This is a genomic window from Leptospira semungkisensis, from assembly GCF_004770055.1.
GTDB classification, from domain to species: domain Bacteria; phylum Spirochaetota; class Leptospiria; order Leptospirales; family Leptospiraceae; genus Leptospira_B; species Leptospira_B semungkisensis.
The window spans coordinates 25,568-37,626 of sequence record NZ_RQEP01000018.1 but is presented as its reverse complement, the minus strand read 5'-3'; the positions used below and the strand labels follow the sequence as shown (position 1 = coordinate 37,626).

Genomic DNA, 12,059 nt, shown 5'->3' with positions numbered 1-12,059 from the left:
AAATTCTATTCTTAGTATAAAGGAAGGAATCATGTCTGTGCAAATTTCAGATTGGGAAGTTCATTTTCGCGCTTTGGAAAAGATGTACAAAAGCGCTCCTGTGAATCAGTTTTTTTTGCCCGAATTGTCTATCCCACAAAAAGGAGAGGCGATCGTTACTATTCAAATCAGAGAAGATTTCTTTCATGCAGCAGGAGCTACTCATGGAGCAGTTTATTTTAAGGCGGCCGATGATGCGGCCTTCTTTGCTGCTAATTCCGTAGTGAAAGATAGTTTCGTATTAACTTCTAATTTCTTTTTGAATCTACTCCGACCGATTAAGTCAGGGACTATGACTGCAAAAGGAAGAGTAGTACAGAATGCGGCAAATCTGATCATCGCAGAGAGTTTTCTGTTTGATGATCGAGGCCGAGAGATCGGTAGAGGCAACGGCAGTTTTGCAAAGACAAAGCTCTTTCTTTCCAAAGAGATGGGATACGATCCCGATCTAAAAAGAAAGGCCTAGGTAACACCGATCTTTATTCGGGTTCCTAAGCCTTCTTATTGTAAAATGGATCTGATCTTTTAGAGTCTGATCGAGATCACCATTTTAATTTCTTAGCATCTTCTAAGAATTTCTCTAAACCGATATCGGTAAGAGGATGCTTGAATAGCTGCTGGTAAGCGGAGATTGGCATGGTCGCGCAATCTGCTCCTCTGAGCGCGGATTCTTTTAGATGTATCGGCCCGCGGATAGAGGCAGCTAGGATCTTGGTCTCGAATCCATAATTATCATAGATCTCTCTGATCTCAGAGATCAGTTCCATTCCATCCCAAGAAGTATCATCTACACGTCCAATGAACGGAGAAATGTAAGTAGCTCCCGCTTTTGCAGCGAGTAAAGCTTGCGGAGCAGAGAAGCAAAGAGTAACATTCGTTGGAATTCCTTTCTCTGTAAGCTTGACTACAGTCTTCAGTCCTTCTGGGATCAGAGGAACTTTGATTACTACGTTCGGAGCGATTTGCACTAGCTCATCTGCTTCTTTCAACATGTCTTCATGTTTGGTAGCGATTACCTCGGCGCTCACAGGGCCGGGAACGATCGCGCAGATCTCTTTGATGACTTCTTTGAAACTGCGACCGGATTTAGCGATAAGAGAAGGGTTGGTAGTAACTCCGTCCAAAAGTCCGTAGGACGCGATCTCTTTGATCTCGTCCACATTGGCTGTGTCCAAATATAATTCCACGATGGGCTCCGAAAGATTTAGTATGTCTAGACAGGAAAGTCCTGGCTCGAGACTCCCGTTTTTAACGGGTTTAGAATCTCTCTGGATAGTGGCCCTTGTTCGGACTCACGGTCAAGGATTTCTTAAGGGATCAGATCTCTTAAAGTTTTGATTTCTTCGGCAGAGAAGAACTCTTTGTATTCTCTTTCGATCTGCGCTTTTACCTTGGAGCTGAAATAATCCACTCTTCTGGTGAAAGGTTGCTTTTTATAAGCTTCTTTCCATTGAACAACGAAGCCACCTTTGGGAGGAGCCTCTCTTTCGTCGGTAAGTTCCCAGATTACTGCGCCCCCGATCTTTTTATCGTCCAAGGTCTCTTTTTTGGGTTTGCCGTATTTATTTTCCAGTTTAGATTGCACATCCTTGCCTGGAAGGTAGCGGAAAGAAACTCCAACGGAAAATAGCTTTCCTGGTTCGATATGTTCATCCTCGTCCGGATTCGCAGCGGGTCTTTCTGGCCTTGCTTGTTTATCTTTGGGACGGGAATCCAAAACCAATTTAGGAGTGGAATAGAAACGATATAAATACATGATCCCGTTACGGCGAACGAGTAGGGACTTCTCCTTATCTTCATGAACGACTTCTATCTTTTCGTCGCTTTGAGGATTGGCTGCCAGAGAAAGAAATTTATCCCGAACCTGTGCGTAAGAAGCTTCCCAGGCTACTTCGGCGAATCCATCCAGAGTCGGCTTGGAACCGTTTGCTCTAGTTCCGTCTCCCGGAAACTGAGAAAAAACAGAACTCCAAGGAAGGAGTAAGGATAGGATGAATACGGAGATGGATTGCCCTTTCATAGTCTTCCTATCGGCAGAAAACCGATATAGAATTAGGAATCTTCCTAATCTTGTTCTAATTCCTCATCCTCTTCTGCCTCTCTGTCCAGGCGAATTCCCCCGAATTTTACCTTTCCGTTCCATCTTAAGATGAGTAAGACAATGAGGACCAGTACATTCGGTAATACGAATAGAAAGGAGATCTCGTGGTACATTCCGTAAACCGCCAGGTTGGAGGCAATGACAGAGATAAAGATACCGCTTAATAATGGGATTTCTTGCGCGATCAGTCTCGCTAAGAAGGAACCGCTCGAAGGAGAGATTCTTGCCGCCTTTAAGATTTCAGAAGCAATAAAGGAATAGAAAGCGAGTACAAGTACAGGCATGATGAAGGATAGAAAGAAGTAATTTCCGAACGAATCAGTGTAATGAGGAGATCCGATGAGACCTCCCATTAACGTCCAAATATAGGAGAAGAAGGCAGAGATCCCGAAGGCGATCAGCCCGAATTGCAGGCTGCCGCCTGTCTCAAAAATAGAAACTACCTTAGAAGGAATGATCCTCGCCCAATCCGTCAGTTCAATCTTTTCGAATGTATCCTTACCACTTAGGTGAAGTAGTCCGAAATAATAGTCAGCTAAAGAAACGACTACTAACGTGATGACCAGATAGATTAAGTAGAGAAAGAATTCCATTTCAGTGTCTAAAATGCCTCATGCCAGTAAATACCATGATCAGGCCGTGCTCGTCCGCTGCCTTGATAACTTCTTCATCCCGAATGGAACCGCCTGGTTGGATGATTGCTTTTGCTCCTACCTTGGCGATCGCATCTATCCCGTCTCTAAAAGGGAAGAACGCGTCACTCGCAACATAGGAACCGACGACTGACAATCCAACATTCAGAGCCTTGGTCGCGCCTAACTGGACAGAATCCACTCTAGACATTTGTCCAGCTCCAATCCCGAGAGTCGCGTTTTCTTCTGTATAGACGATTGCGTTAGACTTGATAAACTTCACAGTAGACCAAGCAAACATGAGACCACGAATATCTTCTTCTGTAGGTTGCTTCTTGGAAACTATTTTCAGGTCTTTTTCAGTAATCGTAGCATAGTCACGATCTTGGAGAAGCATTCCATGATGGATCGGTCTTAGATCCATTTCGTCCAATGCCTCTTGGAAATTTTCGATCTCTATCAAACGAACATTCGGTTTCTTAGAGAAATATTCCAGAGCGGCAGGCTCGAATTTTTGTGCGATAACACCTTCTACGAAAGTCTCTCCGATTAGAACTGCAAGTTCACCGGTTACCGTTCCCTTGATTCCTATGATCCCGCCGAATGCAGAAATAGGATCGGTTCTCTTTGCTAAGCGGAATGCCTCTAAAGTATCGTCCGCGTATGCAATTCCGCAAGGATTCAAGTGTTTGATAATGCAAACTGTATTGTTTGGAAGAAGAGCAGAAATATGGAATGCCGCATCAAAATCCAACATATTATTAAAAGATAATTCTTTTCCTTGGAGAGGAGAGAACTCGCTCTTGGTGAAAAGAGGCTCATAGAAAGCTGCATTCTGATGAGGGTTTTCTCCGTAGCGAAGCTTTTGCTTCTTGGTAAAAGAAAGGTTTAGGATATCCGGGAATTTTTCTCCGGCTAACTTATTGAACCAAGAGGAGATTGCAGTATCATAAAGTGCAGTGTGAGAGAAAGCTTTTCTCATAAGAAGGAAGGAAGTGTCGGCATCCACAGATCCTTCGTTCATCTTCATGGATTCTTCGACAGTCTTGTAGTCGTTAGGATCGGTCACCACTACAGTATGTCTGTAGTTCTTAGAGGCAGAACGGATCATGGAAGGTCCGCCTATATCGATATTCTCGATTGCCTCGTCCAATTGCACACCAGGTTTGGAAACTGTCTGAACGAATGGATAGAGATTCACAACCACTAGATCGATCTTAGGGATCTTTAGCTCTTCCATCTTCTTTTTATGTTCCGGATTGGAAGTAACACCTAAGAGTCCGCCGTGGACTTTGGGGTGGAGAGTTTTTACTCTTCCGTCGAGGATCTCCGGAAATCCGGTATAATCGTCGATCGCAATCGCTTTGATTCCGTTGTCTTTGAGAGTCTTGAGAGTTCCGCCGGTGGAAATGATTTCCACACCTTTGGATTCCAGATACTTGGCGAAGCCGATGAGACCTGTTTTATCGCTAACTGAAATGAGGGCGCGGGTGATTTTGATCATGCTAGAGGATTGAGACCTTCCTGTCTTTTATGGAGAGCCGATCATCGCAAAAAAGTCCTACTGCGATGGGCAGGATTTTATGTTCCTCTTTGAGAATGGCAAGAGTCAATTCTCTTTCCGTCATCTTCTCCTCGATTTTCACCGTTCCTTGCAGAATGATCGGGCCGGAGTCCACTCCCTCGTCCACGAAGTGAGCCGTGCAACCAGTGACCTTAACCCCATACTCGAGGGCCTGCTTTTGCGCATTCAACCCAGTAAAGGAGGGAAGAAGAGAAGGATGGATATTGATGATCCGATTCGGGAAGGCGCGTATGATCTCTGGCTTTAGGATCCTCATGTAACCGCAGGCTACAATTAGATCCGGACCGATTTCGGTAAGGATTCTCAAGAGTTCTTTATGATAGTCTTCTTTCTTGGGGAAGGATTTGAAGTCGATGACTCGGACATGGATCTTGGATTTGGAGGCGATTTGGATTGCTTGAGCCTCCGGGTTATCGGTCACCAAAAAAGCGGGGATCGCCTTGATTTTTCCTTTTTGGAGGGACTTCAGGACTGCTTCGAAATTGCTCCCTCGGCCCGAAGCTAAAAAAACAAGCTTTTTTCTGGTTTTGGGAAACAGACTTGCCAAGAATTTTCGCATCCGATACGCTAAGAATTGCCAGTCCACGTTAAGGCGGTCCGGGAATTTGTCGAAGAGTATTTCAGGAGAGACACATGTCACTTGCCAGAAAATCGACGGCTTCGGTCGAACAGTACAAATCCAATGAAATTTCTACTGTAAGTCAGGGAAAGCTCATCGTAATGCTATATGAGGGAGCCATTCGCTTCTTAAACGTAGCCATCGAGAACAATACACCCCGCAAGTACGACGTGGTGAACAATCATATTCTCAAAGCTCAAGAAATCATCACTGAGCTCATGCTGGCCTTGAACATGGAAAATGGGGGAGAGGTCGCAAATAATCTGCTCGGAATTTATGTTTATATCAAAAAGCGGCTACTCGAAGCAAATATGAAGAAGGATACTGAGATCCTACAAGAGATCATCAAGTATCTAGAAGATCTTAAACTTGCTTGGGAAGAAATTGAGAAGAAGGAAAAAGCTTCCTCAGTGGTTCCTATGCCTAGCCCGGCCTCCAGAGGCACTGGACTTTCCTTACAAGGTTAAAGACTTTCAGGAAGTGAATCTCTGACTATGAACGATCTCACTTCCAAACGTCTAAATTCTATGGAAGATAAACTCGCTTCTCTCTACCAAGACAAGCTCTCCCTTTTGGACGAGCTGATGATTTTGCAAAAACGCCAACTCGAGATCTTAGGTTTCGGTGATGGAGAAGGCGCGGCAAAACTGGAATCCAAGAATTCTCAACTGGTTGAAAAGATGAGAAGTCTAGATCGTAAGATCGCTCAATCAGAAGAATCTTCTCCGCAATCCTTGAATATCATTCGCCTATCCGATGAGATGTTCCAAAAACTGGAAGAATCCAGAGACTTGAATGCAAAGGTCGGAGAGAAGATGGAAGAGATCCTTCAGGAATATAGAAAGGAACTCAACCAAGTTCAGGCCAAGATCCAACTCAAAAAATTTCTAACTCATAGGAAGCAAGATTGGAAGACGGGGACCTGTTAAGCCGGGCCCTGGACTTTTACGGACTTCCTAGAAAATTCGACGCCGATCTAGTTCGCACTCGATTCAGAGAGCTGTCCCGAAAATACCATCCAGATTCGGGTGAATATGAAACTGATTACCTCTTTAAAGAACTAGTACAGCTTAGAGATGTACTTCTTTCTTCTCTGGAAAAGGAGACTTCGTCTTCTTCTTATAAAGGCGGAGAAGATAAGGAAGGATTTTCTTTTTATAAGTCAGCGAAGCAAAGAGCAGCCGAGGCTCTCGAAAAATATTTTCAGTTCACAGAAGGAAATCCAGTCTTTCTAAAAAGCGAGGATAATCCAGCTCTCATAAAACTAAGAGAAGAACTAGACTCCGCTCGCAAAGAACTGAATGAATTCTTGGGCTCTTTTCCCCAAAGCATTTGGAAAGACGATGTGGAGAAGACTCTTAAGAAACTTTCGGTTTGGTTTAAGGACTAAGGCACCTTCATCGTATTCGAAGGCATGGAGAAGACGTAAACGTCTCTTGTTGCTGTGTTTAGATCCAAGCTAATTACAGAAGATCTAAGAGTGATATATTGCCCAGAACTCAAGGTTGCCACAATCTTACAGACTCGTTTTTGATTTTCCCCGGCGCCAGGTACTGCTAAGGGTCCTGCAGTGGGACTCACTTCTATCGAATATTCGATTGGCTGATTCGGGATCAATGCCAATGGTTTTTGGCAAGGAAAGCCGCTTGCGAAATCGGAGGGATTTCGGGAGGCATCTGAAGTGGCACCCACATACAATGTGTATCCGCCAAAGAATGCTTCCGGGTTTCCTGCTCTCAATCGAAGCTCATAGCCCGTTGCGATCGGAGACACTTCTATGATCGTAGGGGGATTGGTAATAATCCTATTCGAAGAATAATTATTGCAGGATAGAATTAGAAGAAGAATGGAAAAAATTTGAAAGAGGCCTATGCTTCTTTCCGGTAAAAAAAAGTTCATTTATCTTAGAATGTAATCCGCCCAGCCGAATTTTTCAACCAATTGGTCGGATACGGAAAACTGTGAAAAACGTCTCTTGTTTGTCGATCTATTTTCCGGGATCTCCCATTTGAGCTCCTGCAGCAGTTTGTTGCCTTTCTTGGTATTGCAGTCTCTACAGGCAGTGACCAGATTCTCCCAAGTATGGTAATCTCTTGGTTTTCTTTCTTTAGGAATTTCTTCCCAACGGCTCTTTGGAATTACATGATCCAGAGTTAGTTTGGAAGACGGAAGTTTACGTCTACAGTACACGCATTCGTGGTTGTCCCGGAGAAATATATTCTCCCGAGAAAGCTTATGCTTTCTCTTAGGCACCTTGTAATAGTCTGTAAGTAAAATGATTCGGGGAGCAGTGAAACGGAGTTTTTCGGAACGAATATAGAGTTCCTGCTCATCCTTGATGAGTTCCGCTTTCTTCAAGATGAGAAGAACGATGGCGTCTTTGACCGTTCGAATCGCCACCGGAACATAGGTCGCGTTCAGCACCAACACAGGCTGGGCAAGGACGTCCATATCTAACCAAACTGTACATTTTCAGGAAACTATGTCCACTAAAACTAAGAGTTTTTCGAACGTTTCTTACGCAGATATACAAAGGCAACTAGCACGACAACAAGAGATCCTAGGATTACGAATACAGTAATTTGTCCTTGGTGGACCCAGTTCTTTAGTTGGTCCAAATTTCTTGCCCCGTAATTGCCAAGGTACACCCAAATTGGAACAGAGATAGCAGCAGCAAATGCATCTAATAGTACAAAACGGAAGAATGAGATCCGATCCGAAGTGCCCGCAGTAAGATAAATAGGCATGCGAAGCCCAGGCATGAAGCGAGCCATAAACACGACCCAGTTGCCATATTGGGAAAATCTTTCTTGGACCTTGGAGAATCGTTCGGGAGTTAAATATTTTGCTACGAATGGAAGCTTGAGTACTTTTTCTCCGAAGATCCTGCCTAACAAGAATACAGAACCGTCTCCTGCGAGTACTCCAGCCATTCCCACAGCGAACATTACATGTTCGTTCGCATAACCGAGTCCGGCTAAAACGCCTCCGGAAACCAAGGAAATATCTTCTGGAATAGGAAGTCCGAAGCCGCAAAGAAGTAGGGTAAAAAAGACCGCGAGATAGGCGAACTCATGACCGAACCGGGAAAAGAAATTTACTAAATCCGCAATATTGACTAGATCCATCTGTAATTATAACTTAGCCTCGGAGAATTCCACCAGTGAATCTTTACGGGTACAAATGGAAATCGAAAAAAGAAATTCCACTTGGGTTTCAGACCGGAATCCAACGGCTAGGATGCTTTCTCCTATAATCTTTCTTTCTTAGTTTGGCTTGCTTCCGACTGATTTTAATTCCATATTGGTTTTCTGTGCAGAGAGACAGGAACCAAATCATTCAGGCAGAAAATTCTTTACTCGCTTCTTACGCTGTTCGTCAGGACGAGACCGGTGTTCGAGAATATCCGGAAGCGGAGCATCCGTATCGTATTCCCTTGCAAAGAGATAGGGATAGAGTGGTGCATTCCAGCGCGTTCAAACGATTACAATATAAGACGCAGGTTTTCGTTTATTCCGTCGGCGAGAATTACAGAAACAGGCTCACTCATACTTTAGAAGTAGCCGGCATTTCTAGAACGATGGCGACCGCCCTAGGTTTGAATTCTCTTCTTGCCGAAACAATCGCTCTCGCTCACGATCTTGGTCACACTCCTTTCGGGCATGCTGGCCAGGATATGCTCTCCGATCTGATGAAGGATTTTGGAGGGTTCGAACATAATAAACAATCTCTGAGGATCGTTACTTTCTTAGAGACACGTTATCCGTCCTTTCCTGGTCTGAATCTATGCGGTGAAACAATCAAGGGAATGATGAAGCACGGAGGAGAATATTTAGGCTCTCATCTAGGCCAAGAAAGAAAAGAAGAAGGTCCGAGCCTGGAAGCTCAATGCGCGGATGTTGCAGATGAGATTGCGTACACAAGCCATGATATCGACGACGGCTTGGAAATGGGTTATTTAAAATTAGAAGAATTGAGCGATCTACATCTTTGGTCGGATTCCTTTCTTAAAGTCAAAGAAGAATATCCGGATCTGGGTGGAAAGGTGCTTGTTCGTTCTGTGATCCGAGAGTTGACCAATGGAATGGTCTCGAATATGATCCGCACTATAGAATCCAGGATCCATCAATGGAAGATTTCTTCCAGAGCGGATCTAAACTTTCATTTTCAGGAAGGAAAGAGAATCGCGACTTACGAACCGGAATATTGGGAAAAGGTAAGAGAGCTTAAGTCTTTCTTGTACAGAACATTGTATAGGCATCCTTCCGTAGTAGTAACGAGTGATAGAGGAAGGGATATAATCGAGTCCTTATTCTATCATTTTAGAAAGCAACCGGATTCCATTCCAGAAACGTACAGACAAAGATTCGAGACAGAAGGATTAGAGCGTTGTGTCTGCGATTTTGTAGCGGGAATGACGGATCGTTACGCGGAAGAAATGGCTCAGAGTATTGGGTTTAAGTCGAAAGAGGCTTAAGAATTCTCATCTTCTTTAGTTTTACAGATATTCTATCCTATAGAACGGATCACTTCAGTTAAGGCAGAGATCAAGGAATCCACTTCTTCTGTAGTAGTAAATAATCCGGTGGAAATTCGAATGGCGCGTAACGCTTCTTCTTGGGAGTAACCCATGGCAAGAAGAGAAGGCGCTGCTTCTCTAGATCTGGACTTGCAGGATGATCCTGTAGACAATGCAAATCCTCTTTCTTCCATTCCCATCATGAAGAAATCCAGATCGTCGAATGGCAAAAGTGTAAAAGTAGTAGAGTGAAGTCTTGGGGAAGCTTCTGAAACGATCTCGGCTCCCAACTCTTTCAGGCAGGCTTCTATTTTCACTCTGAATTCTTTTAAGCGCAGATCTTTCTTTTCCATCTCTTGGAATTGGATAAGGGCCGCTTCTGAAAGTGCGAGGATTGCAGGTGAGTTTTCTGTTCCGGCTCTATGTCCGTTCTCTTGATTTCCTCCCTGGAAGATTCCTCCTTCTTTTAGGTATTTTGGTTGGAACCAAAGAACGGAAGAACCCAAACCTCCTCCTATCTTATGCCCGGAGAAAGTGAATCCATCTAAAAGAGAAAATGGTATGGAGATTTTGCCGAAAGATTGGATGATATCCGAGAAGAATGGCACCTTATATGTAGAGCAAAGTTCTGAGATCTTCTCCAAGGGCTGGATGACTCCTGTTTCATTCCCCGCATGGATAATGCATACTGGGCCTGGATCTTCTTTTAGAAAAGAATCCAGTTGAGTGATAGAAATGAGTCCAGATTTATCCGTTTGTAAGATCTGCACTGGAATTTTAGCGCTTTCGAACGCAGAATACATGGAGGAATGTTCGAAAGGAGATAAATAGACAATCTTTGGCGCAAGAGAACGAATAAAATAGGCGAGTGAATAGTTTGCTTCCGTTCCAGAAGAAACGAAAACAAAACCTTTTGGATCGCAGCCGGTCAGTGAGCTTAAGGTTTTCCGAGCTTCTTCTATTCTTCCTTGTCGAGCGAGTGAAAAGCGAGTCGGGCCAGAAGGATTGAAAAAATCTTCTTCATAGTCTGCGAATATTTTAGAGAGCAAACCTGGAAGAGGAGGGTGAGTCGCATTATAGTCGAAATACTTAATTCTTTTCATCGAAAATATCGTCGGCTTCTTCGTATCTGCCTTTTCGACGAAGTACATACTGCAATAGTTTCTTTTTATCTTCGATTAAGTCTTCGTAACCTGACTTATCGTTTCTATAATTCGGATCAACCGTATAGACTTCGATGTCCAATGAATCCAATTCTTTCAATGCTTGGTCGAAATTGGATTCGAATAGAAGGCAGCGCACTCTCATAAGCTTTGCCTGGAATCTGGTTCCAAGATCCGTAAGTTGGGATTTATAAACGGACTCAAACATTTCTCCCGACTTTTTGCGGTAATTTGTGTCTCTGTCGCCCAATCTATAATACAAAAATGCGGCTCTGTTCAAATTGGAATAGAATGATTTGCTTCCTTCTTCGTCCGAAGTATCGCATGGGATCATCGCAATTGCACTCGGTCCCCAATACTTTGCTTCTGCAGGTACTGTTCTCTTGGAGCAGGAGAAATATAGAACTCTAGTATAGAGTGAGACTGATTCCTCCGGAGAAAGAGATGTTCCTTTGCCAGTCATTCTCAGTTGCAGTAGCTCCAAGGTTTTGAGCAAAAGTCTTTTGTACTGATTTGCAGTTAGTTTGGTAGTTTCCGGATAATCCGGAGAAAAGATAATCGGCTCGGATTCAGATTCGGTGATCTTTTTCCAAATTCGTATTTCTTTCGGAAGATCGCTTGTTTCCTGAGTATCTTCGTCTGACTTGCAACTTAAATGAAAGAAGTTGAGGATTCTCTTCCACCAAGGAATTGCTGGAGCCGCAGTTTCCTTGATCTTTTCGAAGACTAATTCTTCGATACGAATGATAGATTGAAAATGTGCGAGTATGGCTTCTTCAGGACGACAGGTTGCGAACGCAGTGATCTTGATCTTTTCCAGAAGACTCTTGCCTGCGATCTCAGGCTTATCCTTTCCCAAGGTTGCTCTCTCACTCGGGAAATTATATCCGTCAAACGGATTATAGTTGAGAGCTCTTTTATAATAGTCTAGAGCTTCTAAAGGAGTTTGGTAGAATTCCTCCCAATATTCAAACGGATCGATCGGTCTTTCTCCGCTAGAGAATTTTGTCCCGCTTGGATCAGACAATCTTTCGATGGTCCAACCTTGGTGCTTTGCTTCCATCCAGCTTGGAATTCTAAAAATATCGTCCAGTCCTTCCTTCCCCAAATTATAGGCTCTGGAACAGGCTCTCGCCATCTGATCCGTTCTGAGATAATGCTCTACCTGTCTGAATTCCACTTTTTCGGAGAGTAGATCGTCTCCTTTTGCCTTCAGTTTTTCAGAGAGAGACGGATTTAATTCAGGTGGTTCTATCCAAAGAGCTAAAGAACGTAAAAATTCGAACCTGCGGGGATAGATATAAAATGCGGCGAGGATCCAAATCAGTAAAAGGGATAAGAAGAGTTTTTTCTTTTCTCTTAGAATGCTGAACAATTTCTTTCCTTGGGCTTTAGGAAAAT

At 43.7% G+C, this 12,059-nt stretch carries 15 protein-coding genes; 5 read left to right on the top strand and 10 right to left on the bottom strand.

The window, feature by feature from the left end; translation table 11 throughout:
- Nucleotides 1-31: 31 nt before the first annotated feature.
- Complete coding sequence (locus EHO59_RS11645; RefSeq protein WP_246052871.1) at nucleotides 32-505, top strand: PaaI family thioesterase; 474 nt, start codon at nucleotides 32-34, stop codon at nucleotides 503-505.
- 76 nt (nucleotides 506-581) lie between these two features.
- Here EHO59_RS11645 and fsa read toward each other — a convergent pair whose 3' ends face one another.
- The 5 genes from fsa to purN form a co-directional block, all read right to left on the bottom strand.
- Entirely contained in the window at nucleotides 582-1,226 is a 645-nt protein-coding gene (gene fsa / locus EHO59_RS11640; protein ID WP_135588177.1) for a fructose-6-phosphate aldolase, read from the bottom strand.
- Nucleotides 1,227-1,348: 122 nt separating this feature from the next.
- Nucleotides 1,349-2,059, bottom strand: coding sequence for a hypothetical protein (locus tag EHO59_RS11635; protein WP_135588175.1), 711 nt, complete (start codon nucleotides 2,057-2,059; stop codon nucleotides 1,349-1,351).
- Between the two features lie 44 nt (nucleotides 2,060-2,103).
- Nucleotides 2,104-2,733: a hypothetical protein gene (locus EHO59_RS11630; RefSeq protein ID WP_135588173.1), complete on the bottom strand. Its 630-nt coding sequence runs from the start codon at nucleotides 2,731-2,733 to the stop codon at nucleotides 2,104-2,106.
- 1 nt (nucleotide 2,734) lies between these two features.
- The gene (gene purH, locus EHO59_RS11625; RefSeq protein WP_135588171.1) at nucleotides 2,735-4,276 is read right to left on the bottom strand and encodes a bifunctional phosphoribosylaminoimidazolecarboxamide formyltransferase/IMP cyclohydrolase; all 1,542 of its coding nucleotides are present in this window, start codon (nucleotides 4,274-4,276) and stop codon (nucleotides 2,735-2,737) included.
- Nucleotide 4,277: 1 nt separating this feature from the next.
- A complete protein-coding gene (gene purN, locus EHO59_RS11620) occupies nucleotides 4,278-4,904 on the bottom strand; it encodes a phosphoribosylglycinamide formyltransferase (RefSeq protein ID WP_135589115.1) in 627 nt (208 codons plus the stop codon).
- An 86-nt stretch (nucleotides 4,905-4,990) separates the two neighbouring features.
- Here purN and fliS point away from each other — a divergent pair, with 86 nt between their 5' ends.
- Genes fliS through EHO59_RS11605 form a run of 3 tightly spaced genes read left to right on the top strand, consistent with a single transcriptional unit; the run spans nucleotide 4,991 to nucleotide 6,366 of the window.
- Complete coding sequence (gene fliS / locus EHO59_RS11615; RefSeq protein WP_135588169.1) at nucleotides 4,991-5,443, top strand: flagellar export chaperone FliS; 453 nt, start codon at nucleotides 4,991-4,993, stop codon at nucleotides 5,441-5,443.
- Between the two features lie 27 nt (nucleotides 5,444-5,470).
- The gene (locus tag EHO59_RS11610) at nucleotides 5,471-5,905 is read left to right on the top strand and encodes a hypothetical protein (protein WP_135588167.1); all 435 of its coding nucleotides are present in this window, start codon (nucleotides 5,471-5,473) and stop codon (nucleotides 5,903-5,905) included.
- Entirely contained in the window at nucleotides 5,884-6,366 is a 483-nt protein-coding gene (locus EHO59_RS11605) for a molecular chaperone DnaJ (protein WP_135588165.1), read from the top strand. Before EHO59_RS11610 ends, EHO59_RS11605 begins: the two co-directional genes overlap by 22 nt.
- Here the strand turns inward: EHO59_RS11605 and EHO59_RS11600 are convergent.
- From EHO59_RS11600 to EHO59_RS11590, 3 genes are read right to left on the bottom strand one after another with little or no spacing between them, the layout of a single operon-like run.
- Nucleotides 6,363-6,875, bottom strand: a complete 513-nt coding sequence (locus EHO59_RS11600) for an LIC11661 family lipoprotein (RefSeq protein WP_135588163.1) — start codon at nucleotides 6,873-6,875, stop codon at nucleotides 6,363-6,365. The two genes, EHO59_RS11605 and EHO59_RS11600, sit on opposite strands and share 4 nt — an antisense overlap.
- Nucleotides 6,876-7,427, bottom strand: a complete 552-nt coding sequence (locus tag EHO59_RS11595) for an HNH endonuclease (protein ID WP_135588161.1) — start codon at nucleotides 7,425-7,427, stop codon at nucleotides 6,876-6,878.
- A gap of 44 nt (nucleotides 7,428-7,471) precedes the next feature.
- Nucleotides 7,472-8,104 (bottom strand): DedA family protein, encoded by a 633-nt coding sequence (locus tag EHO59_RS11590; protein WP_135588159.1) that lies wholly within the window; start codon nucleotides 8,102-8,104, stop codon nucleotides 7,472-7,474.
- Between the two features lie 185 nt (nucleotides 8,105-8,289).
- Between EHO59_RS11590 and EHO59_RS11585 the strand changes: the two genes are divergently transcribed.
- Nucleotides 8,290-9,453: a deoxyguanosinetriphosphate triphosphohydrolase gene (locus EHO59_RS11585; protein ID WP_135588157.1), complete on the top strand. Its 1,164-nt coding sequence runs from the start codon at nucleotides 8,290-8,292 to the stop codon at nucleotides 9,451-9,453.
- Between the two features lie 32 nt (nucleotides 9,454-9,485).
- Here EHO59_RS11585 and EHO59_RS11580 read toward each other — a convergent pair whose 3' ends face one another.
- Together EHO59_RS11580 and EHO59_RS11575 are read right to left on the bottom strand one after the other, a co-directional pair.
- Nucleotides 9,486-10,598 carry a cysteine desulfurase family protein gene (locus EHO59_RS11580; protein ID WP_135588155.1) on the bottom strand — a complete coding sequence of 371 codons (1,113 nt, stop codon included), beginning with the start codon at nucleotides 10,596-10,598 and terminating at the stop codon, nucleotides 9,486-9,488.
- Nucleotides 10,585-12,033 (bottom strand): hypothetical protein, encoded by a 1,449-nt coding sequence (locus EHO59_RS11575; RefSeq protein WP_135588153.1) that lies wholly within the window; start codon nucleotides 12,031-12,033, stop codon nucleotides 10,585-10,587. The genes EHO59_RS11580 and EHO59_RS11575 overlap by 14 nt, the downstream gene beginning before the upstream one ends.
- Nucleotides 12,034-12,059 lie beyond the last annotated feature (26 nt).

Coding starts and splice junctions, on each gene's coding strand:
- EHO59_RS11610 (WP_135588167.1), top strand. CDS start 5,471: ATGAACGATCTCACTTCCAAACGTCTAAATTCTATGGAAGATAAACTC.
- fliS (WP_135588169.1), top strand. CDS start 4,991: ATGTCACTTGCCAGAAAATCGACGGCTTCGGTCGAACAGTACAAATCC.
- EHO59_RS11635 (WP_135588175.1), bottom strand. CDS start 2,059: ATGAAAGGGCAATCCATCTCCGTATTCATCCTATCCTTACTCCTTCCT.
- EHO59_RS11595 (WP_135588161.1), bottom strand. CDS start 7,427: ATGGACGTCCTTGCCCAGCCTGTGTTGGTGCTGAACGCGACCTATGTT.
- EHO59_RS11580 (WP_135588155.1), bottom strand. CDS start 10,598: ATGAAAAGAATTAAGTATTTCGACTATAATGCGACTCACCCTCCTCTT.
- EHO59_RS11645 (WP_246052871.1), top strand. CDS start 32: ATGTCTGTGCAAATTTCAGATTGGGAAGTTCATTTTCGCGCTTTGGAA.
- EHO59_RS11590 (WP_135588159.1), bottom strand. CDS start 8,104: ATGGATCTAGTCAATATTGCGGATTTAGTAAATTTCTTTTCCCGGTTC.
- EHO59_RS11630 (WP_135588173.1), bottom strand. CDS start 2,733: ATGGAATTCTTTCTCTACTTAATCTATCTGGTCATCACGTTAGTAGTC.
- purH (WP_135588171.1), bottom strand. CDS start 4,276: ATGATCAAAATCACCCGCGCCCTCATTTCAGTTAGCGATAAAACAGGT.
- EHO59_RS11600 (WP_135588163.1), bottom strand. CDS start 6,875: ATGAACTTTTTTTTACCGGAAAGAAGCATAGGCCTCTTTCAAATTTTT.